Raw genomic sequence first — 23,218 nt, forward strand, 5'->3', positions numbered from 1 at the left:
CTGTACCAAAGGAGAAACCACCCATGCAATCAGCAATCGTCCAGATGATCTTGATCGTGGTCGCCATTGCCGCCGCCGCCATCGTGGCCATCATCGTCTACAGCCAGCTCAGCTCGAATGCCCCTGAAGCCGGGGACAACATCGACAAAGCCCGGATCACCAGCGATGAGCTGTGTACCGCGGTGGGCGGCACTTGGACGGCCGGCACCCAGACTTGTGGGTAGTCGACCATGGCATCGTCGCTGGTGGTGCTGCGCACCTCGGTGCTGCTGATGTTCTTGTTGGCGGTGGTCACCGGTCTGTACGCAAGCCATGTGACCCGGCTCTCAGCCGATGCCGCCTCTCAGGCGGCCGCCGCTGCTGCTGCTCGAGCCGCCGCCGAAGTCGGCTGGCAGTGCCAAGCTCCGCTTCGTTCCGAGGTGAAGACGGCCGCAACCCGAGCGGCTCTGAGCCAGATCGAGCACTTGGCGGTGCAGCCGGTGGCCATCGAAGTATCCGCCGATGCCTGCAATCTGATCGTTGCGGTCTCCGCCGCTCCGCTGGACACCCGGCTAGGGGCGCTGACCGCGACGGCGACGGCCTGTCGGTCGGTGGGCCGCTCCGCAGCCCTGAGCATTACCGGGTCGTGCTGACTATGCCTGAGCTCAATGGGCCGAAGCGGAGGGGGGCCCGGTGAGCGACGCGGTCGCGTTCTTGCTGATCCTGCCGGTCGTGGTGCTCGGCGTGGCGGTGCTCGACGCCGCCGGGACTCTGGGGTCGGCCGAATACCGGACATCGGTCTTCACAGAAACTGCCGCGGTGTATGCCGCCGACACCCTGGCCGACTCCTCCGCGGTCGGCGCCGAACCGTCGGCTCGGGCCCGGTGGGGCGAAGTGGCTGCCACTGTGGAGCAGTCCGCCCTAGCTGCCACTGCCGGAGTCTGCAACCAGACCGATGCCTCGTTCGATATCAGCTTGATCTCCCAGCCGCGCGCTCCCAACAGCCCCGGAGACTCACCATCGGTGGCCGTGGTGGTTATCTGTCCGGTCGAGATGTGGGACTCGGTGAGGATCAACCGGCTTGTCGCCGTCGCCGTCGAGCCGGTCGAGTAGGCATCTTGTCTACCGCTATCGTGCTGTTGTCGCTGGGTCTGGCCGTGGCCGTGGCCACCGGATCGCTGGCCGACCAGGCCGAGTTGGTTTCCAATCGCAATCTGGCCGCTGATCGGGCCGAGAGAGCCGCGGCCGTGTTCATCGACGGCTGCGGCAGCACGGGGTGCGACTCCAGCACCGTAGACACCACCCGTCCCGACGGCACCGTCTTGACCGGCTGCGTCAACCAAACGGCCGGAGTTCCGGTTCTGCGGGTAGAAGCCCGCGTGCCGTGGCGCCCACGGGTGTTCACCGGCCTCACCCCGGCCGCGGGGACGGTGGCCGTCGAGCTCGGGGGCTTCGGCCTTCCCGCAACCGCAGTGTTGGGGGCATGCCGATGAGTTCTTGCAGTTCTGCACTTCCCCGCTCATGCGGTAGCGTGACCGCCGGTGTCCCGCAGGATTGAGATTGAGTTGACCAGCCAGCGGCCCGACGGGTCTTGGACATGGCGAGCCGCTGGCGCGAGGGAACCGAAGGGCGAGCTGTCTAGCGACCTGATCGCCTTTTCGGCCGGCGTGGGCGATGAGCTGACCGTCGAAGCCGAGTTCCACATGGAAGGCATCGAGATAATCGAGGTGTTCCAACCCAAGTCGAAGCGTCCCCTGCCTGAGACTCTGGAGATCTTGGGGTCGGGCCGGGAACAGCCGCTGGTAACAACCAAGCTGGTGGCCAACCGCAGGAGCCGAGACCGAGACCGCGATGCCGGCGACCGGCGGGGACGTCAGGATCGCCGCGGCCGGAGCGATTCCAAGGATCGGGATCGCCGGGAGTCTCGCCGCGACGACGACCGTTCCCAGGCCAAGCGCCTGCGCCCGGGGCGCGCTCACCGTCAGGCGCTTATCGATGGCCTGCCCGAGGAGCAAAAGCCCGTGGGCGAGAGGATGGTGCGAGAGGGCGTCGCCTCGGTTGAGCAGGCTTTGCGGGCTCAGCGCAAGAAGGCCCGGGACGCCGCCCAAGCCAAGAAGGAGGCAGCCCGCAAGGCTGCCGAAGCCGAGGCTGCTGGGTCAGAGCCGATTGCCGAAGCGGGGGCTTCGGAGGCGGAGGTCGCCGCAGCCCTCGACTCTTCTGAGCCCGAGGCCAAGCCCGAGAAGGAGGCCAGGCCCGAGTCCGAGGCCAAGCCCGAGAAGGAGGCCAGGCCCGAGTCCGAGGCCAAGCCCGAGAAGGAGGCCAAGCCGGAGTCCGAGGCCAAGCCCGAGAAGGAGGCCAAGCCGGAGTCCGGGGCCAAACCGGCCAAGCAGGCTGCTAAGGAAAAAGGGCCCGACTCAGAGCCCGGCGATCAATTCCTCGCCGAGGCCGGCAAGCTCCTTTCCCGGATGCGGGCAGCAGAGTGGATGGATCGGGCTGAGGCCGCACTGGCCGGCATCGATGATGTCGACCTGCGCGATCTGCGGTCGGTCGTGGTCGCCTCAGAAGACGGCGCAACCGAAGACGAGGCCAAGGCGATTGCTGAAGATCTGCGCAGCAAGCTCACCGAGCGGGTGGATCGGGAGCACGCCGAGTGGCTGGCTGAAGTGGCGGCCACGTTGGCCGACGGGCGAATGGTCCGGGCCCTGAGGCTCAGCTCCCGGCCCCCGAAAGCCGGAGTGCCCCTCCCCCAGGACATGGTCACCCGTTTGACCGAAGCGGCCAACGCCGCCTTGGCCGGCGACACGCCGTCCAAGCGCTGGATAACAGTGCTGGGGGCGGTGGCGTTCTCGCCGGTGCGCCGAACCGTTCAGCCCTTGGGAGTCCCGGAGAATCCCGACAAAGAACTATTGGCCGAGGTCACCAGGCTTTCCGAGCGAGTTCCCCATATCGCCGCCTTGTTCGGCGTGGAACCCACCCCGCCCCCGAGACGCAGCCGCCGGGGCGCCGCGGCCCAGACCGCTAGTCGGAGATAACCCGGTGGTCGGCCAAGAACTGAAGCAGGCCGTCCACCAAGTCCCACTCCTCCAATTCGCCTAGGGCCACCCATGCCGCGTCGGTTGCATCGGTGCCGGCTGTAGGCGTCGCATCGGGGTCTACCGTGACCCAGAAGTCCACCACCACATAATGGCGTCGGCGGCCGATGAGCTCGGTCCAGCCCACTGCCTCGCCCACCTCCCCCTCCAGCCCGGTTTCCTCCAGCAGCTCCCTGCGGGCAGCATCGGCCAGGCTCTCCCCCCGCTGCACGCGGCCGCCGGGCACTGACCACAGCCCCTGCCCCGGCGGAGTGCCTCGGCGGATGAGCAGTATGGCGCCGTCACGCACCGCCACCGCCCCCACACACAGCTCCGGCCCGCTCATGGCGCCTGGTCTTGATCAAGCTGGGTATGGACTATCAGTGCGTGGGCGGTCATCTTGAACGTCTCGAAAAAGTTCTTGGCCTCGCGGTGGCCTGGCAGCACGAAGGCGTCGATCGCCACGAGTTTCTGATCTCGAGCCCACCGCACCAGATGGTCGAACAGCGACTCCCCCACTCCCACCGAACGGCCTTGCGGGGTGACGAACAGCTCTTCAATCCGGGCAATCGGCGACCCGTCCAGCCGGACGATTCGCCGAGCCCATCCGTACCCCACCGGCGTGTCGTCCCAGATGCCTGCCAGCAATATGGCTTCAGGATCAGCAATCAGCCCGGCGAGATGGTCTTCAAGCGGCTCAGGAGCAGCCTGGGTGGCCATCCATCGTTCACCGCCCCGGTATTCCAGGGCCTCGCGGCGGGCTTCCCGAGCCAATCCGGCTATGGCGCCGATCTCGTCGGATCGGACTGGTCGGGCTGCGCCGCCCTTGGGCCGCTCGCTCATTGCTCAACCAGGCTGAGGATCGGGAGGGTCGGCGCGGGCATCTGTCGGGGCAGAGGAGTGGCCCAATGCCATGCGACCGAGCATGCGAGCGGCTTTCAGGTGTCGGCGGCCTCGATCAGCCAGATCCGCGCTCGGCTTGTCTGTCGCCAAGAGGAGCCCCAGGGGCGCGAAAACCAGCGCATCGAGGATTTGGTCTCGCGGCTCCCGCTGCGCATCGAGGTCTTCGGCGGAACTCACAGTCGATCCAGCGATAGGCAGGGTTCCTCCCCCGAAGGGCACCGGGGGTTGTCGCGGGGCCCGAACTGACTGGAGCTGACGATCAGGAAACACCCCTGGCACGTCCACTCGTTGTCCCGCTTGGGGGCTACTTGGCCCGCCGTCTCCGGCACCGGGTCGGGGGTTTCCTCGTCCTCGTCCTCGTCGTCACCCGCGGCCAGGCGATCTTTCAAGATGGTGTCGAGATCGGCCTCCACATTGTCGGGGTCGATGTCTTCGGTGTCGCCGTCCTCTTCGTCGGACATGGCCGAGCCGCTGGCCGACCCGTTGTCGGCCTCCTCGTCCTCATCCTCGTCGTCGAGATCGTCCTCTAGGTCGTCGTCAAGATCGTCCTCTAGGTCGTCGTCGAGATCTACGTCGATGTCGTCATCGCCGAAGTCCTCTGCCGGGATGTCCTCGTGCTCTTCAGGGTCAGTCATTCTCCCCCTGGTCCCTTTCTCAGGTTTTTCGATCAGCGCGGATCATAGACACCCTTGTCCCGCGATGCGTGCTCTTTGACGATCAAAGTTGTGAGGGCCTAGGCCCGCCCTTCGGCATGGCGCCGCTTTTCGGCTCGGCTTTCGGAGTCTAAGCGGCCCAAAGGGGGCTCCTCGCTGAGGTCGACGAACTTCATCATCTCTGCGATTGCCGTGTGGCCGGCCTCGTCTCGGATGAGCCGCCACATCTCTTGTCCAACCCTCCGGTACGCAGAGTGGCCTTGGGGAGTGGTGCGCAACTCTATGAGGTGCATGGCCGATCGGGCGTTCAAGCTCATAGCGAAGCGCACCTTGTAGGCGAAGCACACCGCATAGGAGGCTTGTTCGGGAAAGTCCCGATTCAAGAGGTGGTAGAGAGCCGCTGATCGCTCCATGACCTCGTCGAACACCGGGGCGCAGCCCGCGGCGCCTATCGCGTCAGGGCGGGCAAACCCGTGTTGAGGGGTGAGCTCCTGCCACTCGATGGTGAGCATTCGATGGCGCTGGAGGTCTCGGAAGGCGCCGTAGTCGGCCAAGATGTCGAACCGGTAGAAGGGCCGCTCCAAGGCTCGCCCCGGCTTGTGGCGGCGGTTGGCCCTGGCCCCCGCGTAGGCCCGTACCACCGACAGCCGGTCTTCGGCGCCCATGGCCCTAACCTCGCGCTCCAGCTGTTCCTCGGGCAGATGGGTGTAGGGGTACAGCATGGAGGCCACCATCTTGATCTCGGCTTGTGGGTCGAAGTCCACCAGGCGAACCGTCGGGGCGTCATCGGCGGGCAGATTAGGGGGCACCAGGTGGTCGGCCACGCTCTCAAGGGTCTCGCTGACGTCGCCCAGATAGCGGCTCCATGCCGCGCCCCGGTCTTCCAGGTCCACTCGCTTCAAGAAGGAGGGAATCACTTTGCGCAGCTCGGCCAGCATCAGGTCGGCGTACGACTGGACCTCTGGGAGATTGTGGGCCCGCATCCGCAGCAGGAGCAGTTCGTAGGACTGGCCGGTGCCGTAGATGCCGACGTTCGACACGGTCGCTGCCGGCAGCATCCCCCGCACCGCATCCAGCGCCTTGGCTCGAATAGCCTGCCGGTAGGCGAAGTCAGAGGAGCTGGAGTCTTTGGGGGCGTGCTGGCGGTAGAAGTCGGCCATGGCCGGCAGGAGCTGGCCGTAGGCCTCGAACATCCGGTCCATATCGCTCACATAGCGTCCCGACAAGGGCGACTCCCCGATTTCAGGGTCGCGGAAGTAGCGATAGCGCCCCCCGATCCGGGCCAGGTAGTCGATGTACCGGGTGGACTGCTCCAGATACGACATCAGCCGTCCCCATTCCAGCACCTTGGTCAAGATGTTGGAGGCCTGCTCGCAGGCTAGATGGACCCCGCCCAGCTGGGCCACCGAGTCGTCCCCGTACTCGAAGAACACCCGGTCATACAGTTCTTCGGCTCGTCGCAGACCGACGGTGGCGTCGATGGTCACGTCGCCGCTGATATCCAGCTCGCCGACGAACTCGTCTAAGAACAGCCTTCGCAACGACTTGGCCGACCGGCTGTAGCGGGCGAACAGCGCCCCTTTGACCACCTCTGGCAGGTTCACCAGGGCGAACACCGGCCTGTCCAGGTTGGTGAAATACCGGCGGAGGATATCCCCCTCCTCTAGGGTGAACTGCTCGGCAACGTACTGCGTCATTGCAGGCTGGAGGCCAACTCATCGGCGGCCCGCTCTAGGGCATCGGGGTCCATCCACAGATCGGCAACCGTCATGGCCAGCATCTTCGCCCCGTCCAGCACCGCCTGGTCGCCGCTCTCGGATCTTGCATGGCGGGCAAACTCCGGGGTGTGGATGGCGACATGCTCGGGGGCGACCTTGATGATGGGGTGGATGGAGGGCACGGCATAGCTGACGTTGCCCATGTCGGTGCTCCCCACCACAGCAGCCCCCTGCGGCTCGCGCGCGATCCGCCCGGCGGAGGCGGCGTTGCCGATGTAGAAGTTCAGCATGACCTGGTTGTCGATCATGTCGGCATAGATCGGCGCCTTGCGCCGGCAGTCGATCTCGACGCCGGCCGCGGCGGCGCCGGCTTCGAGGCAGCCCACCACCCGCGCCCTCAACTCGGCCAGGCTGTCGAGCTCGGGGGAGCGGACGTACCACTCCGCAGCCGCATCATGGGGGACGATGTTGGGCTTGTCGCCGGAGCGGGTGAAGATTCCGTGGATGCGCTCGTCGGGCCGAATGTGCTGGCGGAGCGCGGCCACGTTCATATACCCCAAGACCGCCCCATCGAGGGCGTTGCGGCCCTTGTGGGGCGAGGCGGCGGCATGGGCCGACTGGCCGGTATAGGCGGCTTCGATCTGCTCCACTGCGATGGCGTTCATTCGGGTGAGTTCGTGGTTGGCGGGATGGATCATCATGGCCGCGCTGACGCCGTCGAACGCGCCCCGCTCCAACAAGTAGCACTTGCCTCCCCCGCCCTCCTCAGCGGGGGTGCCCACGATGCGAACCCGGCCTCTCAGGTCCTCGGCCAGCGAAGCCGCCGCCAATCCGGCACCCAGCCCGGCGGCCGCGATCACGTTGTGGCCGCAGGCATGCCCGATCTCCGGGAGAGCGTCGTACTCGCAGATCACCGCCACCTCAGGCCCCGTGCTCCCGGCCCGGGCCACGAAAGCGGTCTCCAAGCCGAATGCCGAGCGTTCCACGTCCAGTCCAGCCTCCTCCAAGGCCGAGCACAGCAGATCATGGGCGGCGTGCTCCTCGAAACAGAGTTCGGGAACTTCGTGGATACGGTGGGAGACATCGACCAGGCGTGCTGTGTGGGCATCGACCACTGAGGCCATCTGCTGCTTGGCCCGATCGGAGGTCACGGGGCGAATGCTAGTAGTCGCATGGCCGGTCATCGGGATTTGCCGGTCGTGCGGCTCACACCACGACGATGAGCGCGGCCGGTTCCACTCGAATCGACAGATTGGTGGCCCGCCCAACCTGTTGTCCGTCCAACTCCACCATCAGCGGCTGCTCGAGCACCGTCTGGAAGGCACCGGTGCGGTGGTAGCGGATATTGGGGTGGGGCAGATGGTCCCCGGTGCCCACCCGGCGCCGGGCTCGCAGCCGGTCGCCGGCCGACAGCCGCCCATGGGAGACGTCGAGGAGCCCATCGCCGGGGTGGGCCTTGGGACCCAGATTCCAGCTTCCCCGCCAGGCGGCGTTCATGGCTACCAGCGCCTCGCCGGCCCACCCCCTCCGCCGGGCCGTCAGGTGGGCGCAGAACCAGAACAACCGGCCGTCTAACAGCGCGGCGCCGACATCTACTGCGAACCGCCACGCTTCGGGGGAGCGGATTGTGCCGAGGTCGCCCCTGCCCCCCAGGGTGCGGCACAGGTCGCCTCCCAGCAAGCCCAGTTCGGGCAGGGGCCGGTTGGCCCGTCGGGCTTCTTCCACCAGGGACCGGGCCTCGGCGTCGGTGCGAACCAGCGCGCCGTCGGGGCTCAGGCCTCCTGGCATCCCCCAGTCCTCACTTCGTTGAATCGGCATCGGCTTCCTCTGGGGCTTTTCCCCCCTCAACGGCTCGGCGGCGTTCTCGGCGGGCTCGCATCCACCCGATGCCGATGGCCGTCTCGTAGAACAAGTACATGGGCACCGACAGCACCATAAGCGTGAATGGATCCCCGCTGGGGGTGATCACCGCTACTAGGGCCACGATGCCGACGATGGCGAAGCGCCGCCCCCGGATCAGCTGTCGGTAGTGGACGATTCCGGCAAGCTGCAAGAACACCAGCAGTATGGGGAACTCAAAGCCTATGCCGAATGCCGCCATCATCTTCACCACGAACGACAGGTACTTGGCCGGGGAGAATCCAGTCACCAAGTCCTCGCCCCCGATCGAGGCCAAGAAGTTCAGCGCCCGGGGGATGCTCCAATAGGCCAAGCCGGCCCCCAGCGCGAACAGCAGGGCGCCGGCCACCGTGAACGCGGCCGCATGCCGCCGCTCTCGGGGGTAGAGGCCAGGCTGGACAAACCGCCACACCTGCCAGAGCACCACCGGAATCGCCAGGGCCACTCCCCCGTATCCCGCCACGGTCAGCCGCACCGAGAACGGCTCCAGCGGATCCAGCACCAGCAGCTCGCACCCGCCGAACAGGTTCTGTCTCGCCGCCTCTTCGGTCACCGCCTCTTCGGGGATCACATCGCAGTAAGGCTGGACCAACCGGTCCAGTATCTGGGGGTAGAACACCCAGCAGACCACCGCTCCGGCCACCACGGCCAAGATGCACTTGATGAGCCGCACCCGCAGCTCGGCCAAATGCTCCATCAGGGGCATGGTCTCATCGTCGGACCTAAAGCGGCCCGCGGTGTTGCTCACTGGTTGCTCGGGGGCGGGTCGGCGGTGTTGCTCACTGGTTGCTCGGGGGCGGGTCGGCGGTGTTGCTCACTGGTTGCTCGGGGGCGGGTCGGCGGTTGGATCGCTTGTCTGGTTGGATTGTTCCACGGCCAGCTCTCCTCTGCGGCGGGCCTCAGCCTCGACGGGCTCATCGAGGGCGTTTTGCAGTTCCTGCTGGAATCCGGTGGTGATCCGTCGTACCTGTCGGATGACACCGGCGATCTGACGGGCCGCTCCCGGCAGCTTGTCCGGCCCCAGAACCACCAAGGCCAACACCACGATCACCGCGACTTCGGCCCATCCGAGGTTCCCCACGCTCCGAGGCTATCGCTCCCATTCCGGGGCGGGGTTGTTCGAGCTCTTGCCGGCAGCCCAAGATGAACCGGTGGCGCCCCGAATCTCCCCCCTCCAAATGCCCCCGATCGGGTTCGCCCATCGGGGTGCCCGAGCCCAAGAGCGAGAGAACACGCTGGCGGCGTTCTCCTTGGCGTTGGGGATGGGGGCAGCCGGCCTGGAGAGCGACGTGTGGGTTACTGCCGACGGCCAAGCGGTTCTGGACCACGACGGATGGGTGCGCCGGGGCCGGCTGAGACGGCGGCGCCCCATCAACGAATGCCGCCGCGGCGAACTGCCCGGCCACATTCCCACCCTGGCCGAGCTGTACAGCACATGCGGCGCCGATTTCGACCTGTCACTCGACCTAAAGGATTCCGATGCGGCGCCCGCGGTGATCGCCGCCGTGGATGAGGCCGCGGCCTCCACCGGGCATCCGCTCCGCGAACGGCTGTGGCTGTGCCACCCCGATGTGGGCACCCTGGCTGGGCTGCGGGGGCTGTGGCCCGACGTGCGCTTGTGCAACTCCACCCGGTTGAGTCGCATGGACGGCGGTCCGGAGCGGCGGGCCGCCGTCTTGGCCGAGGTCGGCATCGATTCCGTGAACCTCCACCAAACCGACTGGACCGGCGGCCTGGTCACCCTGTTCCACCGGTTCGGGGTCTTGTGCTTTGGCTGGGATGCCCAGCAGCCTCGGGTGCTCAGCGAACTGCTGGACATGGGCATCGACGCGGTGTACAGCGACCACGTCGAGCGCATGAGGAACGCCCTGGACAACTGCTATCGTTGAAGCCGTGGGTGTGACCGCGGCCGAGGTCGGACAACCGGATGCCATCGCCTTTGAGGGCGTGGAGGCCCAATACGGAAATGGCCACCGGGCGCTGGCCGATGTGACCTGCCGTTTCGAGTACGGCACCTCTACCGCCCTGATTGGGGCCAACGGATCAGGAAAGACCACCATGCTCCGGCTGATGAGCGGCTTGTCCCAGCCGTCAGCGGGCACGATCAGACCCCTGCCGGCGAAGAAGTCAGTGGCATTGGTGGCTCAGCAGCACGGCAACCGAACCTGGGTTCCGGTGACGGTGGCCAACGTGCTGCGCATGTCCCGCTATAGCGACCAAGGCCTGATGAGGCGGATCAACGCCAAAGACCGCGAGCTCATCGACGAGTCCGCTGACCGCTTGGATGTCGCCGATTTGGGCAACCGCCAATTCGGGGAGCTGTCCGGTGGGCAGCGACAACGCGTGCTGGTGGCCCAGGCCCTGGCCCGAGACGCCGACGTGCTGTTGATGGACGAGCCCATCACCGGTTTGGATATGCCCAGTCAGGCCACGATCTTGCGCATCATCGATGAAGAGCGCAAGCGGGGCCGGGTCGTGGTGATATCCACCCACCACATGGACGAGGCCGAGCTCTGCGATCAGGTTGTGCTGCTGGCCAATCGGCTGGTCGCGGCGGGAACTCCCAAAGAGGTCCTGAACAACAAGAATATGCAAGAGGTTTTCGGCTTGCGCATGGCCCACGGCGATGCCGACGACTGCGTGTTCCACGGAGAGCACGAAGATCATTCCGGCGGTGTCATCCACGTCTTCGACGATCACGGCCACGGCCACGACCACGGTCACGGCCACGACCACCCCGACTGTTAGCCCCGGGGCAGATCACCCAAGCCCCCCTCCCCTTCCCCCACTGCCAGCCCCTCATCGTCAGCCGGTTCCCCATTCCCCAACTGCTGACGGGGGGTGGCTTTCGGCTCGTCCTCGTCAGAGCCGGCCGAACTCGGTCACCGGCCAGATGCGCAGGAAGGCGTGTCCCACGATCAGATGCTCAGAGATGGGGCCGAATGACCGGCTGTCGGTGGAGTTGGCCCGGTTGTCGCCCATGACGAACACCTCGCCCGCTCCGACCCGGCAGCCTCCATTCACCAGGGGCCCGCAATTGTCGGGCATGCCGCCCGCGGTGATGCCAGATGATTCCAGATAAGGCTCATAGAGACGCCGGTCGTCGATATACACCTCCCCTTGGACGAATTTGATGACCTCGCCGGGAAGGGCGATGACCCGTTTGATCAGGTCATCGGCTTGCCGACCGCCCACTCCCTGGGGCCGCTCGAACACCACGAGGTCGCCGCGGTTGATGTCGTGGAGGTCGTAGCCCAGCTTGTTCACCAATACCCGGTCGCCGTTGCTCAGGGTGGGCTCCATGGAGGTGAAGCGGATGTAGTACGCCTGAAAGAGCACCGCCCGCAATATCAAAGCCAAAGCCAGTGCCCCGGCCAAGACAGCCACCCACTCGATTGTGACCCGCAGGGCGGACTTGCCCGGCTTGGACTCTGCTGCCTCTCCGGTCTCCTCTGCGGAGTCCGGGACGGGGCCCGGCGAAGCAGCCTCTTGTGGAGCGGGCCTGCTCTCGTCGCTCACGATGTGGGAGTCCTCTACTGGTATCGGGCCAGAACCCGCCGAGCGGCGAGCTGCGCTTGGTCGGCGGCCACCGGCGGATCGGCGCGGCGCAGCTCGGCCTGAGGCCCAAGCTGGAGCAGGAGCTGCTCCAGCCGGCCGATCTCGCTTACCGGCAGGGTGGCCTCGATCATTCCGTTGTCCAAGTGCGCCTGCTCTTCGGTCGGGTACCGCTCCATCACCCACGAAGCTGTGGGCCACAAAGCTGTGGGCGCCAGGCGCAGCACCACCCGGGGATCAGTGTCTCGGGCTTGGAAGGCCGAGGGCGGGCCCGTCTCGGAGGGGGGGGCGAAGACAGACTCCAAGACTTCCAGGGCCCTGATCCGGTCGATGCGGAACACTCGCACCCCCCCCGCCATCTGGCAATGCCCCTGCACATACCAGTTGCCCATCTCTGAGAACACTCGGTGGGGGTGGATGACGCGATCGGATTCCTGGCCCCTTCCAAAGCTGAAGTAGCGGATCTGGACCTGATGGCGGTCGGCGGCCGCGGCCAGCAGCGGCTCAACCCACTCGTCGGCCGATTCCCCCAGGCTCACGGCCAAGTCCTCGCCAACACTCACCCCCAGCGCGTCCGCCAGCTTGGCCAGCCCCCGGCTGAGCGGGCCATCGGGGTCGGCGCCCGACAGGAGCGCCTCCCCGGCCCCGATCAAGCCGAGGGCCTGGCCGGGGGTGAGCCGGAGCGGGCGGGAGAAGTAGTCGGCGTTGCTGATCGCCACCCAGCCGCCGTTGTCCTCCTCGTCCAAGCCCATGACGTAAATCAGCTCATCTGGGGTAAACGGGTGCAGGCCCACCACGAACAGCACCTTGACCAGGTCTTCCCGCAACTCCTGCTCGGGGTAGTCGAACCGATGGACCACCTCGCTCAGCTCAGCCCCGCCCTGAGACATCACCCAGGGGACCAGTTCCAGCATCCGCATCAGGCGATCCCCCGCGCTCAGCCTGCTCACGCGCCCAGCCCCCTGCGATCGGCGGCTACCTCAAGAGGGCCATATCCGCAGTGCCCAATCATCGGGCGATCCCTTCAAGCCAGGCCACCATGTCGGCGCGCAGCTCGGGGGGGCCGAGTATTTCGGCGTGCTCCAAGAACTCCAAAACCAGGGATCGGAAGGCATCTGGGCTGCGAACCGCTATCTCGAACACCGCAGACCCGTCAGAGCCTTTCTCGGAGGGCTCCTGCCCGAGGCGGCGCGCAGCCCAAACCGCCTGGTCGGGATCAACCCTCAGCCGGGCGGTCATAGCCGGGCCGGTTCCAAATTTCCACGGCTGGAGCGGTACCCAGCGCGCCGTGCCTTCCGGCTGCTGGAAGCCGCCGGGCTTGCCCAAGGCGACATCGCCCTCGATCCGATCCACCCGGAAAGTGCGCTTGTCGTTCCGTCCTTGGTCGTGGCCGACCACATACCAGTGGCCCAGATCAAAGGCCAGGGTCCACGGCTGGACCGAGCGGGGCTGCCCGCCATAGTCGAACTCGGCCACTCTCTGCTCGGTGACTGCCACGAAGAGGTCGGCCAGCGCGGGATGGACGGGCACCGCGGCCAACTCGGCGTCGGTTCCCTCCCCCACCCGGCCGCCCAGCTTCCACAGCGTCTCCGATCCCGAGACCCCGTCGAAGCGGACCGCGGTGGCCGCCCGGTGCAGGGCAGCCAGCTCGTCGGCCTCGAAGTCCATCTCCGGCAGCGAGTAGTCCTGCTTGCGGATGCGGTATCCCCAGATCTCCCGATCCTGGCCCGGAACCGGCCCAGAGATGACCGGTATGCCGGCATCGGCCAGTTGGTTCATGTCCCGATGGAAAGCCCGCTTGGCCGCCGGGCCGTTCGCCGGATACCCGGCCGAGTCCTCCCCCCGTGCAATTCCCACCCGGGTGTGCAGTTCCTCGATGGACAAAAAGCGCGGCGTTTCTATCAACGCGGCGATGAGGCGGAGCAAGCGCTCCAGCCTGACCTGCTCGGGCTTTCGGCGACGCCCCTCGACCATCAGCGCGATGCCTCCTTGGGGCGGTCGGCCTGCTGCTCCGGCTTGGGCCTGGCCATCACAGGGATTCGATCAGCTTCTCGACCCGCTCGTCATGGGCCCGGAACGGGTCCTTGCACAGAACGGTCCGCTGGGCCTGGTCGTTCAGCTTCAAGTGAACCCAGTCCACGGTGTAGTCCCGCTTGCGCTCTTTGGCCCGCCGGATGAACTCGCCGCGGAGTCGGGCCCGGGTGGTGGCCGGCGGGTTCTCTACGGCATGGTTTATCTCGGCGTCCCCGCACATCCGCTCGGTCATGCCCCGGTTCTGCATTCGGTAGAAGAGGCTGCGCGACCGATTCACATCGTGGTACTGGAGGTCTAGCAGGGCCACTCGGGAATCGCTTAAGGCCAGGTCGTGGCGTTGCCGATAGGCCTCGATGAGGTGGTACTTCATCACCCAGTCGCATTCCCGGGCCAAGTTGAGGGGATCGTTGGCTATCTGGGTCAGACAGTGCTCCCACATTTGCAGGGACTGCTTCTCTTGGGGGTCCAGGTCGCGGCTCTCGGCATATTTGAGGGCCCGGTCGAGGTATTCGGACTGGATGTCCAGGGCGCTTACCTCGCGGCCGCTGGCCAAGCGGATGCGGCGGGTGCAGGTCTGGTCATGGCTTATCTCCCGAATGGCCCGAATGGGGTTGTCCAGCGTCATGTCCCGCAGCACCACCGAGGGATCTTCCAGCATTCGCAGCAGAATGCTGGTGGCCCCCGCCTTCAGGAACGTGGCGTACTCGCTCATGTTGGAGTCGCCCACGATGACGTGCAGCCGCCGATAGCGCTCGGCATCGGCGTGGGGCTCGTCACGGGTGTTGATAATCGGGCGGGAACGGGTGGTCGCGCTCGACACCCCCTCCCATATGTGCTCGGCCCGCTGGCTTATGCAGTAGGCAGCCCCCCGGGCGGTCTGGAGCACTTTGCCGGCCCCGGCGTAGATCTGGCGGCTCACCAAGAAGGGGATCAACACCTCGGCGTACTCGCTGAAATCGTCGCGCCGGCTCGTCAGGTAGTTCTCGTGGCAGCCGTAGCTATTGCCGGCTGAATCGGTGTTGTTCTTGAACAGGTAGATGTCGCCCTGGATGCCCTCCTCCCGAAGCCGCAGTTCCGCGCTGTCGATGAGCGTTTCCAGAATGCGCTCGCCAGCCTTGTCGTGGGCCACCAAGTCGTAGACGGAATCGCACTCCGGCGTGGCGTACTCGGGGTGGGAGCCCACGTCGAGGTACAGCCGGGCGCCGTTGACCAAGAACACGTTGCTGCTGCGACCCCAGGAAACCACCCGGCGGAACAAGTAGCGGGCCACCTCATCGGGGCTGAGCCGTCGATGGCCCCGAAGCGCGCAGGTCACGCCGTATTCATTCTCTATCCCGAAGATGCGACGGTCCATGACTACTGGTTCTCTATCCCGAAGATGCGACGGTCCATCAGCTCAGCAGCCCGGCCAACTCGTCGCCCTCGATCCTCTGGAACGCCCGCCGACCGGTTTCGCGCACCAGGATGGCCACCTCCAGGTCATCGGCCGCAAACGTCCGCTCCTGTCCCGCCAGCGCGGCCGCCGCGGCCCTGATCGCCTCACCCCTGTCCCATTCCCCGTTGTAGCCCTGGCCCAGCCGCTCGGCGATGGAGTCAGCCTCGCCTCCCAGCACGGTGTAGCCGGACTCGTCGTTCACCGTGCCGTCGTAGAGGACGTGGAACATCTGGTCGCCGCGGGGCTCCGGCGCCACCTCGGCCACCAGGATCTCCACCTCCATGGGCTTCATCTCATGGGTGAAGGTCTGGCCCAGCACTTGGGCGTACTGGTTGGCCAGGCTCCGGGCGTCCACGTCCTCGCGGCTATAGGTGTAACCCTTGAGGTCGGCATGGCGAACCCCGGCGATGCGAAGCTGGTCGAACTCGTTGTAGCGGCCCACACCGGCGAACGCGATGCGGTCGTAGATCTCGCTCACCTTGCGCAGCGTGTTGGACTGGTTCTCGGCGCAGATCACGATTCCGTCCTGCACGCTGAGCGCGGTCAGGGCCCGGCCTCGGGCTATGCCCTTGCGGGCGAAGTCGGCCCGATCCTTCATCAGCTGCTCGGGGGCGACGTAGAAGGGCATGGTCACTGTGAATCACCTCTGCAATTCCCGAGACCGGCCAAAACGGTCATGAAGCACCCCCACTGGTCTCCAAGCTGGCCAACAGGTCGCGAAAGCGCGCTTCTACGTCGGCATCGGCCACTCGGTCGAATCCGTCGGCGCCGATGACCGCCACCACCGGGTAGATGCCCCGCACCAGATCAGGGCCGCCGGTGGCGGAGTCCTCCTCAGCGGTGCGGAACAGGGCCGACACCGCCAGGTCGATCATCTCATCGGCATCGGCATCGGGCCGGTATCCCAGCTTGATGACCGTTCCCGCGTGAAGGCTCCCCGAACCTCCCACCGCATACTCCCGCTCCTCGTAGCGGCCCCCGGTCAAGTCGTACTGGAACAGGCGACCGATTTCGCGGGGCCTGTCATAGCCGGCGAACAGCGGGACCACGGCAAATCCCTGCATGGCTGCCGGCAGGTTGTTCCGAACCATCATGCCCAGCTGATTGGCTTTGCCGTCCAGGCTGAGAGCCTTGCCCTCCACTTTCTCGTAGTGCTCTAGTTGCAGTTGGAACAGCCGGACCATCTCCATGGCCGGCCCGGCGGCCCCGGCGATGGCCACCCCGGAATAGCGGTCGGCGGGGAACACTTTCTCGATGGTCCGATGGCTGATGAGGTGCCCAGCGGTGGCCCGGCGGTCTCCTGCCATAACCACTCCCTGTCGGCAGCGGATGGCCACCACCGTGGTGGCGTGGGCTGTGGCCCTGTCGGGCGCCGGGGCATCGGGCACCGGCGGGGCAAGTCCGGCGGAGCGCAGCAACGCCGCGAAGTTGGGGCCAGGGTCGCCCCCGGCTTCGAAGAGGGGCAGCGTCACAGTGGGCAGACTACCGCTACTGGCCGCCCTTTTGGATATAGGACTTCACAAAGTCCTCGGCGTTGGACTCCAGCACCTCGTCGATCTCGTCCAACAGCTCGTCGAGCTCGGCCTTCAACTCCTCGCCCTGCCCCGAGACCGCCTGAGCGTCTTCGACATCAGACTGCTCTCGTTGAGGTGCGGGTCTTCTGATTTGCTCTCTCTCCGCCATCTCTTCCCCTCAAGGGTGGGTGCGTGCCGATCACGATATCGCACTCTCCCCGATGCGGCTACAACCCGACGGGAAGACAGATTGCCGGGATGCCCTAGCGCGAGCTCGGCTCCCCCAAGCGGTTCAGCTTCGGGTTCGGTTGCAAGTTGCCCTAGCGCGAGCTCGGCTCCCCCAAGCGGTTCAGGAGATCGGCGGCGGTGTCGGCTCGGGCCAGAAGGTCGTGGACATGGTCGGCCGTGCCCTTGGTGGGCTCCATCATGGGCACCCGGCGGAGCGGCTCGTCGCCCACGTCGAACACCATCGAATCCCAGTTGGCGGCAACGATGCTGGGCGCCCACCGCTTGAGGCACTGGCCTCGGAAGTAGGCTCGGGTGTCTGTCGGCGGATCGGAGATAGCCGCTCGGGCCTCTCGGGCCGGCACCAGGGTCTCCAGCCCCACTCGGGCAGCCACCGAGCGCTCTGGCCGCAAGTCGTGGTATTGGAGGTCGAGCGCGGCCAGTCGGGCGTCATCGGGCCGCAGGCCATGGCGCTGGGCCAAGCCCCGCACCAGCTGGTACTTGGCCACCCAGTCGAGTTGGCGGGCCAGGCTCATGGGGTCGGCCTCCAAACCGGTCAAGACCTGCTCCCATCGGTCGATCACCATGTCGCCCACCGGGCCGCCCACCGCGTCCAGCCCGTGGCTGTCGGCGTACTTGCGGGCCTGGTCCAGCAGATCCCACTGGACATCCAGCGCGGTGACGGTAGTTCCGTCGAGAAGCTCCAGCGCCTTGGTCAGGCTCAGGTCGTAGGACACCTGTCGCATGGCCGGCACCGGTGTCCGGAAGCGGAACTCCCGGGGCAATACGTTGTCCTCCACCATGGCCAAGACGATGGCGGTGGTCCCCACCTTGAGGAAGGTGGCCACCTCCGACATGTTCGCGTCTCCGGCGATGACGTGCAGGCGGCGGTAGAGCCGGGCATCGGCATGGGGCTCGTCCCGGGTGTTGATGATCGGCCGCTTCAGCGTGGTCTCCAAGCCCACCTCCTCCTCGAAGAAGTCCGCCCGCTGGGTGATCTGAAACGGAATCTCCGCAGTGGTGAGGCCGGGTGCCTCAGAGCCCACCTTGCCCGAGCCGGTGAAGATCTGGCGGGTCACCAGGTGAGCAGTGGCGTGGACCACGATATGGGAGAAGGGGGTGGCGCGGGCCATGAGGTAGTTCTCGTGGCAGCCGTAGCTGTTGCCCTTGCCGTCGGAGTTGTTCTTGTACACCACCAGCTCCTGGCCTGGGGGCAGGACCCGGGCGGCCGACTCCATTGAGCGCATCAGAATCAACTCGGCCGCCTTGTCGTAGCGGGTCACATCCAGGGCGTTGCTGCACTCGGGGGTGGACAGCTCGGGATGGGCGTGGTCTACGTAATAGCGGGCCCCGTTGGTGAGCACGGCGTTCACCAGGTGGGTCTCGATCTCGGGGGCCAGCGATCCCAGGGGGGCGATGCCCCGGATGTCGTTGCCGGGCATCTCGTCTTCGAAATCCCAGGACACCCCGGATGCAGGCCCTCCCTCGCCGGTGCGCTCCACTTCCGACAGGTAGGAGTTGATGAGCAGAGAAGAAGCGGTGATCGGGTTGGAGTCCTCGGTGCCGGTGTGCGCGATCCCGAACTCGGTCTCAATGCCGCAGATCTTGGGAACGGACATGGCTGGCACGCTACCCGACATGAGTGGGAATGCCGGCGGTTATCGGATTCAGAGGTATTGGCCGGGGCCGACCCCCTCGATGGAGCGCCCGCCCTGGTTTGTCTCCTCGCTGGACAAAAGCGTGCGGACAAAAACGATCCGCTCCCCCTTCTTGCCCGAAATCTTGGCCCAGTCGTCGGGGTTCGTGGTGTTGGGCAGGTCCTCATGCTCGCGGTATTCCTGGTACACCGACTCCAACAGGTCGTTGATGCGGATGCCCGGCGCCCCTCCGGCAATGGAGCGCTTGATGGCCAGCTTCTTGGCCCGCCGCACCACGTTCTCGATCATGGCGCCGGAGGCGAAGTCCTTGAAGTACATGATCTCCTTGTCGCCGTTCTGGTAGGTCACCTCCAAGAACTGGTTGCGCTCCTCCTCCGAGAACATCTCGACCACGGTCTGCTCGACCATGGCCTGGATCGCCTTGTCCGGGTCACCTCCGCCCAGTCCTTCCACCATCTCGGCGGCGATGGGCACCTCGGTGGTGAGATAACGGGCGAAGATGGCGCCGGCGGCGTCGGCGTCGGGACGCTGGATCTTGATCTTCACGTCCAGGCGCCCTGGTCTCAGGATGGCGGGATCGATGAGGTCTTCCCGGTTGGAGGCCCCGATCACGATCACGTTGCGCAGCGCCTCCACCCCGTCGATCTCGGCTAGGAGCTGGGGGACCACGGTGGACTCCATGTCGGAGCTGATGCCGGTGCCCCGAGTGCGGAACAAAGACTCCATCTCGTCGAAGAACACGATGACAGGCCAACCCTCGGCCGACTTCTCCCGGGCCCGCTGGAACACCAACCGGATCTGGCGCTCGGTCTCGCCGACGTACTTGTTCAAGAGCTCAGGGCCTTTGATGTTGAAGAAGTAGGAGCGGGCCTCCCGATCTGAGTTGATCTCGGAGACCTTGCCGGCCAAGGAGTTGGCCACCGCCTTGGCGATCAGGGTCTTGCCGCAGCCGGGAGGGCCGTAGAGGAGAATGCCCTTCGGGGCGGGAAGCTGGTATTCGGCGAACAATTCCTGGTGCATGAAGGGCAGTTCCACCGCGTCGGTGATCTGCTCGATCTGCTCGTCAAGTCCTCCGACCTGCTCGTAGGTGACGTCGGGCACTTCTTCCAGCACCAGATCTTCCACTTCGGGTCGGGGCAGCCGCTCGACGAGCAGCCCTGAACGGGAGTCCATCAGCGCGGTGTCGCCGCTGTTCAACGGCTGATCGGCCAGCTCCGCGGCCAACTCCACCACCCGCTCCTCGTCGGCCCGACCGACGATGATCGCCCGTCGGCCGCAGCTCAGCACCTCTTTGACGGTCACCACCTCGCCGGTGCCATCGCCCACCCGGGACAGCACCACGTTCAGCGATTCGTTCAGAACCACCTCTTGGCCTCGACGCAGTTCATCGGCCGCAATCTCCGGGTGCAGCGCGACCCGCATCTTGCGCCCCCCGGAGAACACGTCGACCGTGTTGTCGTCGTTGTGGCCCAAGAACGCTCCGTACGCCGATGGCGGTTGGGTGAGCTTGTCCACCTCGTCGCGCAGAGCGGAGATGTGCTCGCGGGCCTCGCGCAGGGTGTAGGTGAGTTTCTCGTTCTGGGAGACGGCCTTGGCCAGCTGTCCTTTGGTTTCCAGCAGCCGCTCCTCCAAGGTGCGAACCCGCTTGGGAGCATCTTGAAGCCGTTGGCGGAGGGCAGCCACCTCATTCTCCAGCGCCGCCACCTGCTCAGCCCAAGGAATCTCCTCGGCTGGCCTCTCCTCGTCCGCTGTGGCGTTGCCCTGTGCCATATCCCCCGACTCTATACGCCCCCAGCAAAATAGCCGTTGCGCAAATGCGAGCTGACTTCAGGCCCTCCGAGAGGAATTTCCGCCGCACAGCAGAGATCGCCCTCAGGTCGGTTACACTCTAGGCACCCCCAGCGTCTACCATTCCCGGCGTCCGCCATTCGTCACGAAAGGGCTCTGCACCGATGCAAATGAAGGTCTGGATCGATCAGGATCTCTGCACTGGTGACGGTCTCTGCGAGGAGATCGCCCCCGATGTATTCACGTTGCTCGACGACGGTCTGGCCTACGTGAAAGAGGGCGACACGGTATTCAGCGAGCCGGGCGGGGTCGAGGGGCTGGCCATCGTGCCCGAGGGCCAGGAAGAGGCCACCATCGAATCGGCCGAGGAATGCCCTGGGGAGTGCATCTTCATCGAGGTCTGAGCTCCATCCACTGAGCTCCGCCGCTAGCCGGCGAGCCTGCGGGGTGGCCGAGTCCTCTGCCGCTAGCCGGCGAGCCTGCGGGCGGTGGTAACGAACCCGGTGTGTCCTACCATTCGGTGCTCGGGTCTGACCGCGTCTTCTTTGATGTGCCAGCCACGGTGCAGTATCTCCACTGTGGACGCCGCCGCCCAGGGCCCGGCCTCGCAGGCCTCCCTTAGCTGCACGGCCTGCACAATGCTCGGGGTATAGGCGGCCAGGATGCCGCCGGGATGCAGCGAGGCGGCCGCGTGGGGCACAACCTTCCAGGGCTCGGGCAAGTCCAGCACCACCCGGTCCAGTTCATTGGCGTCGATCCCCAGGGAGCAATCCCGGATCTCCAATTGGTAGCGCTCGGAGACATCTGATCCCAGAAAGGCCTTCACATTCTCCTCTGCTCGCTGGGCAAAGTCCTCCCTGATCTCATAGCCCAGCACCATCGCCCCGGCCCTTAGCAGGCTCATCGACAGAGCCCCCGATCCCACGCCCGACTCCAGCACCCGAGCACCGGGGAACACATCGGCCAGCATCATGATGGCCGCGCTGTCCTTGGGGTACACCACCTGCGCCCCCCGGGGCATCTTCAGCACATAGTCGCGGAGGGTGGGGCGCCAAACGGTCAGTTCGGCATTTCGGGTCGTGCGCACCTGAATGCCCTCGGTGCTGCCGATCAGCGCATCGTGGGCCACCGAACCCGCGTGAGTGTGGAATTCACGGCCCTCGGCCAGCGTCACCAGATAGCGGCGGCCCTTCCGGTCGGTGAGCAGCACCAATTCGCCGGCTTGGAGCGTCCGGCTCATCCGGTCGATCGGGATGGGGCGTTTCGGGTCGCCGAATCAGGAGGCGCCTTCCTGGGTTGGTCGGGCAGATGGGAGATGAGCAGGCTTTCGCCGGGGCGCAGCTCATCGGTCAGCACAGCTCGCAGGCGGCGGGTGCCGGCCATTCGGGTCAACAGGCGCAACCCCCAGGCCACACCGCCCACCACGAGCCATGCCCGGCTTCCGCCCGCCACGCCGCGCCGGATGGCTTGTCGGCGCAAATATCCCAGCGGGTCCGGCATCTTCCCCGCCCGATCAGACCCGGCGAACTTCGACCACGGTCCGGCCGGCCCGACCGCGCCGCCGACCCAGCAGGAAAGCCAAAACCACCAGAACCGCCACGGTGCCAATGCCCACGGCCAGCATCGGAGCGCGTGCCGCGTCGGCGGTGTGGTCCAGGCTGGTCTTGAGGTCTTCAAACTTTGCCCGGATATCGTCTCTGTCGATCGGCTCGGGTTCCATGTCCATGTCCATGTCGCTCATGAGCGGCCTCCTCTAGATGTGCGGGTCTTGGCGGCCACCAGCACTGCCAGCACCACGAGCAGTCCGACGAGCACCACCAGATAGGGCAGGGGGCTCATGTTTCCGTCGAACACCCCGGAAGCCTCGGCCTGGAGCAGGCGCAATCCGGCTATGGCCAAGAAAACCAGCCCCACGCCTATGCTCAGCGCGCCCAGAAGGCCGAGCTTCAGCGTTCTTCCGAGCTGAGACAGCGGCGACACGATCTCCTGGCGGGCGTAGTCGATGAGCAGTGTCTTCAATTCGGCGGCCACTTTGGCCGGCGGGTTGTCCTCTTGGGCGTTGTTCGAGCGGTTGGGCACGGCTTCCTCCTGCAATCGATCAGCCTATCCCGGCGGCTTCCACTACCCCATCTCGATTCGGGCTCGGATGACCTTCTCGGCGTCGTCGAGGAGATCGGCCAGCAGGCTCAAACGGCGGGCCGCGCCGTCGGCGGTCAACAGCCTCTGCCGGTCCAGCGGTCCGCTGGGAGACAGGGCAGCTAGCTGCCATATGGCGGTCGCGGGGTCTTCGGACACCTCGAAGGTGGCCGGTGGACCTGTCGCTCCCAATTCCGACTGCAAGGCCAGCACTCGGCGCGACATAGCGGTTACCGGAGGCAGGTTGGCGGCAATCTCCGCCCCGTCGCCGCCTTCTTCGGCGGCATCGGGCCAGTCTTGGACCTCGGCCCGGGGGTAGGGATCGTCTTCCAGCCAACGGGAAACCCGAATTCGGCGCGCCCCGGCGGCAACCAGACCCCACCGCCCGTCGGGAAACTCCCGGGCGTCGATGATCTTGGCTGCGGTTCCCGCGTCGGTGCGGACGTCGCCACCGCCCACCTCGCTGCCCCGCGCGATGAGCACTACGCCGAACTCACTGCCCCTTTCCATGCAATCCCTGGTCATCAGTCGGTAGCGGGGTTCGAACACATGGATCGGCACGACCATCGTGGGCATCAGCACCATTCCCAGAGGAAACATGGCCATGGCGGCCGTCTCGGTCGCAGTCATTCAAACGGGGTCTTTTTCGG

General features: G+C 66.1%; 30 protein-coding genes. 8 read left to right on the plus strand and 22 right to left on the minus strand.

Annotation, left to right across the window (positions count from 1 at the left end; all coding sequences use genetic code 11):
• The first annotated feature begins 23 nt into the window (after positions 1 to 23).
• From ACOGXA_RS02050 to ACOGXA_RS02070, 5 genes are read left to right on the plus strand one after another with little or no spacing between them, the layout of a single operon-like run.
• On the plus strand, positions 24 to 224 hold the full coding sequence (locus tag ACOGXA_RS02050; protein ID WP_419925623.1) for a hypothetical protein: 201 nt from the start codon (positions 24 to 26) through the stop codon (positions 222 to 224).
• Between the two features lie 6 nt (positions 225 to 230).
• Positions 231 to 632 carry a hypothetical protein gene (locus ACOGXA_RS02055; RefSeq protein ID WP_419925624.1) on the plus strand — a complete coding sequence of 134 codons (402 nt, stop codon included), beginning with the start codon at positions 231 to 233 and terminating at the stop codon, positions 630 to 632.
• A 40-nt stretch (positions 633 to 672) separates the two neighbouring features.
• Complete coding sequence (locus tag ACOGXA_RS02060; RefSeq protein ID WP_419925625.1) at positions 673 to 1,092, plus strand: hypothetical protein; 420 nt, start codon at positions 673 to 675, stop codon at positions 1,090 to 1,092.
• A gap of 5 nt (positions 1,093 to 1,097) precedes the next feature.
• Entirely contained in the window at positions 1,098 to 1,472 is a 375-nt protein-coding gene (locus ACOGXA_RS02065; protein WP_419925626.1) for a hypothetical protein, read from the plus strand.
• Positions 1,473 to 1,520: 48 nt separating this feature from the next.
• Positions 1,521 to 3,011, plus strand: coding sequence for a hypothetical protein (locus ACOGXA_RS02070; protein WP_419925627.1), 1,491 nt, complete (start codon positions 1,521 to 1,523; stop codon positions 3,009 to 3,011).
• On the opposite strand, the gene ACOGXA_RS02075 is transcribed toward ACOGXA_RS02070, so the two are convergent.
• The 8 genes from ACOGXA_RS02075 to tatB form a co-directional block, all read right to left on the minus strand.
• Positions 2,998 to 3,396, minus strand: coding sequence for an NUDIX hydrolase (locus ACOGXA_RS02075; RefSeq protein ID WP_419925628.1), 399 nt, complete (start codon positions 3,394 to 3,396; stop codon positions 2,998 to 3,000). The genes ACOGXA_RS02070 and ACOGXA_RS02075 overlap by 14 nt on opposite strands.
• Complete coding sequence (locus ACOGXA_RS02080) at positions 3,393 to 3,893, minus strand: N-acetyltransferase family protein (RefSeq protein ID WP_419925629.1); 501 nt, start codon at positions 3,891 to 3,893, stop codon at positions 3,393 to 3,395. The genes ACOGXA_RS02075 and ACOGXA_RS02080 overlap by 4 nt, the downstream gene beginning before the upstream one ends.
• Positions 3,894 to 4,126: 233 nt before the next feature.
• Positions 4,127 to 4,588 (minus strand): hypothetical protein, encoded by a 462-nt coding sequence (locus ACOGXA_RS02085; RefSeq protein ID WP_419925630.1) that lies wholly within the window; start codon positions 4,586 to 4,588, stop codon positions 4,127 to 4,129.
• 98 nt (positions 4,589 to 4,686) lie between these two features.
• The gene (locus tag ACOGXA_RS02090; RefSeq protein WP_419925631.1) at positions 4,687 to 6,303 is read right to left on the minus strand and encodes an FAD-dependent thymidylate synthase; all 1,617 of its coding nucleotides are present in this window, start codon (positions 6,301 to 6,303) and stop codon (positions 4,687 to 4,689) included.
• A complete protein-coding gene (locus ACOGXA_RS02095) occupies positions 6,300 to 7,475 on the minus strand; it encodes a M20 family metallopeptidase (protein ID WP_419925632.1) in 1,176 nt (391 codons plus the stop codon). Before ACOGXA_RS02095 ends, ACOGXA_RS02090 begins: the two co-directional genes overlap by 4 nt.
• A gap of 55 nt (positions 7,476 to 7,530) precedes the next feature.
• Positions 7,531 to 8,112 carry a hypothetical protein gene (locus tag ACOGXA_RS02100; protein ID WP_419925633.1) on the minus strand — a complete coding sequence of 194 codons (582 nt, stop codon included), beginning with the start codon at positions 8,110 to 8,112 and terminating at the stop codon, positions 7,531 to 7,533.
• A 10-nt stretch (positions 8,113 to 8,122) separates the two neighbouring features.
• A complete protein-coding gene (tatC, locus tag ACOGXA_RS02105; protein ID WP_419925634.1) occupies positions 8,123 to 8,971 on the minus strand; it encodes a twin-arginine translocase subunit TatC in 849 nt (282 codons plus the stop codon).
• A 66-nt stretch (positions 8,972 to 9,037) separates the two neighbouring features.
• Complete coding sequence (gene tatB / locus ACOGXA_RS02110; RefSeq protein ID WP_419925635.1) at positions 9,038 to 9,304, minus strand: Sec-independent protein translocase protein TatB; 267 nt, start codon at positions 9,302 to 9,304, stop codon at positions 9,038 to 9,040.
• A gap of 97 nt (positions 9,305 to 9,401) precedes the next feature.
• Between tatB and ACOGXA_RS02115 the strand changes: the two genes are divergently transcribed.
• Positions 9,402 to 10,112, plus strand: a complete 711-nt coding sequence (locus tag ACOGXA_RS02115) for a glycerophosphodiester phosphodiesterase (RefSeq protein WP_419925636.1) — start codon at positions 9,402 to 9,404, stop codon at positions 10,110 to 10,112.
• Positions 10,113 to 10,116: 4 nt separating this feature from the next.
• Positions 10,117 to 10,971 carry a metal ABC transporter ATP-binding protein gene (locus tag ACOGXA_RS02120; protein WP_419925637.1) on the plus strand — a complete coding sequence of 285 codons (855 nt, stop codon included), beginning with the start codon at positions 10,117 to 10,119 and terminating at the stop codon, positions 10,969 to 10,971.
• 114 nt (positions 10,972 to 11,085) lie between these two features.
• Here the strand turns inward: ACOGXA_RS02120 and lepB are convergent, their stop codons facing one another.
• The 9 genes from lepB to arc form a co-directional block, all read right to left on the minus strand.
• Entirely contained in the window at positions 11,086 to 11,742 is a 657-nt protein-coding gene (gene lepB, locus ACOGXA_RS02125; protein WP_419925638.1) for a signal peptidase I, read from the minus strand.
• A gap of 14 nt (positions 11,743 to 11,756) precedes the next feature.
• Positions 11,757 to 12,728, minus strand: a complete 972-nt coding sequence (locus tag ACOGXA_RS02130) for a helix-turn-helix transcriptional regulator (protein ID WP_419925639.1) — start codon at positions 12,726 to 12,728, stop codon at positions 11,757 to 11,759.
• 58 nt (positions 12,729 to 12,786) lie between these two features.
• Positions 12,787 to 13,752, minus strand: a complete 966-nt coding sequence (locus ACOGXA_RS02135; RefSeq protein ID WP_419925640.1) for a helix-turn-helix transcriptional regulator — start codon at positions 13,750 to 13,752, stop codon at positions 12,787 to 12,789.
• A gap of 55 nt (positions 13,753 to 13,807) precedes the next feature.
• Entirely contained in the window at positions 13,808 to 15,166 is a 1,359-nt protein-coding gene (pafA, locus tag ACOGXA_RS02140) for a Pup--protein ligase (RefSeq protein ID WP_419925641.1), read from the minus strand.
• Between the two features lie 37 nt (positions 15,167 to 15,203).
• Positions 15,204 to 15,875, minus strand: coding sequence for a proteasome subunit alpha (prcA, locus tag ACOGXA_RS02145; RefSeq protein WP_419927031.1), 672 nt, complete (start codon positions 15,873 to 15,875; stop codon positions 15,204 to 15,206).
• 46 nt (positions 15,876 to 15,921) lie between these two features.
• Positions 15,922 to 16,719 (minus strand): proteasome subunit beta, encoded by a 798-nt coding sequence (gene prcB / locus ACOGXA_RS02150; protein WP_419925642.1) that lies wholly within the window; start codon positions 16,717 to 16,719, stop codon positions 15,922 to 15,924.
• A gap of 16 nt (positions 16,720 to 16,735) precedes the next feature.
• Positions 16,736 to 16,930 carry a ubiquitin-like protein Pup gene (locus tag ACOGXA_RS02155; RefSeq protein ID WP_419925643.1) on the minus strand — a complete coding sequence of 65 codons (195 nt, stop codon included), beginning with the start codon at positions 16,928 to 16,930 and terminating at the stop codon, positions 16,736 to 16,738.
• A gap of 151 nt (positions 16,931 to 17,081) precedes the next feature.
• Positions 17,082 to 18,605: a depupylase/deamidase Dop gene (gene dop, locus ACOGXA_RS02160; protein ID WP_419925644.1), complete on the minus strand. Its 1,524-nt coding sequence runs from the start codon at positions 18,603 to 18,605 to the stop codon at positions 17,082 to 17,084.
• Between the two features lie 48 nt (positions 18,606 to 18,653).
• Positions 18,654 to 20,414, minus strand: a complete 1,761-nt coding sequence (arc, locus tag ACOGXA_RS02165; protein WP_419925645.1) for a proteasome ATPase — start codon at positions 20,412 to 20,414, stop codon at positions 18,654 to 18,656.
• Positions 20,415 to 20,602: 188 nt separating this feature from the next.
• Here arc and ACOGXA_RS02170 point away from each other — a divergent pair, with 188 nt between their 5' ends.
• Positions 20,603 to 20,836 carry a ferredoxin gene (locus ACOGXA_RS02170; RefSeq protein ID WP_419848251.1) on the plus strand — a complete coding sequence of 78 codons (234 nt, stop codon included), beginning with the start codon at positions 20,603 to 20,605 and terminating at the stop codon, positions 20,834 to 20,836.
• A 62-nt stretch (positions 20,837 to 20,898) separates the two neighbouring features.
• Here the strand turns inward: ACOGXA_RS02170 and ACOGXA_RS02175 are convergent, their stop codons facing one another.
• From ACOGXA_RS02175 to ACOGXA_RS02195, 5 genes are read right to left on the minus strand one after another with little or no spacing between them, the layout of a single operon-like run.
• The gene (locus ACOGXA_RS02175; protein WP_419925646.1) at positions 20,899 to 21,672 is read right to left on the minus strand and encodes a tRNA (adenine-N1)-methyltransferase; all 774 of its coding nucleotides are present in this window, start codon (positions 21,670 to 21,672) and stop codon (positions 20,899 to 20,901) included.
• Positions 21,669 to 21,932, minus strand: coding sequence for a hypothetical protein (locus tag ACOGXA_RS02180; RefSeq protein WP_419925647.1), 264 nt, complete (start codon positions 21,930 to 21,932; stop codon positions 21,669 to 21,671). Before ACOGXA_RS02180 ends, ACOGXA_RS02175 begins: the two co-directional genes overlap by 4 nt.
• Positions 21,933 to 21,945: 13 nt before the next feature.
• Positions 21,946 to 22,173: a hypothetical protein gene (locus tag ACOGXA_RS02185; RefSeq protein ID WP_419925648.1), complete on the minus strand. Its 228-nt coding sequence runs from the start codon at positions 22,171 to 22,173 to the stop codon at positions 21,946 to 21,948.
• On the minus strand, positions 22,170 to 22,526 hold the full coding sequence (locus ACOGXA_RS02190; protein ID WP_419925649.1) for a hypothetical protein: 357 nt from the start codon (positions 22,524 to 22,526) through the stop codon (positions 22,170 to 22,172). Before ACOGXA_RS02190 ends, ACOGXA_RS02185 begins: the two co-directional genes overlap by 4 nt.
• 27 nt (positions 22,527 to 22,553) lie before the next feature.
• Complete coding sequence (locus ACOGXA_RS02195; protein ID WP_419925650.1) at positions 22,554 to 23,174, minus strand: LON peptidase substrate-binding domain-containing protein; 621 nt, start codon at positions 23,172 to 23,174, stop codon at positions 22,554 to 22,556.
• Between the last annotated feature and the right edge of the window lie 44 nt (positions 23,175 to 23,218).

Origin of the sequence: Candidatus Poriferisocius sp. (assembly GCF_965208475.1) — a bacterium.
Lineage (GTDB): Bacteria > Actinomycetota > Acidimicrobiia > Acidimicrobiales > Bin134 > Poriferisocius.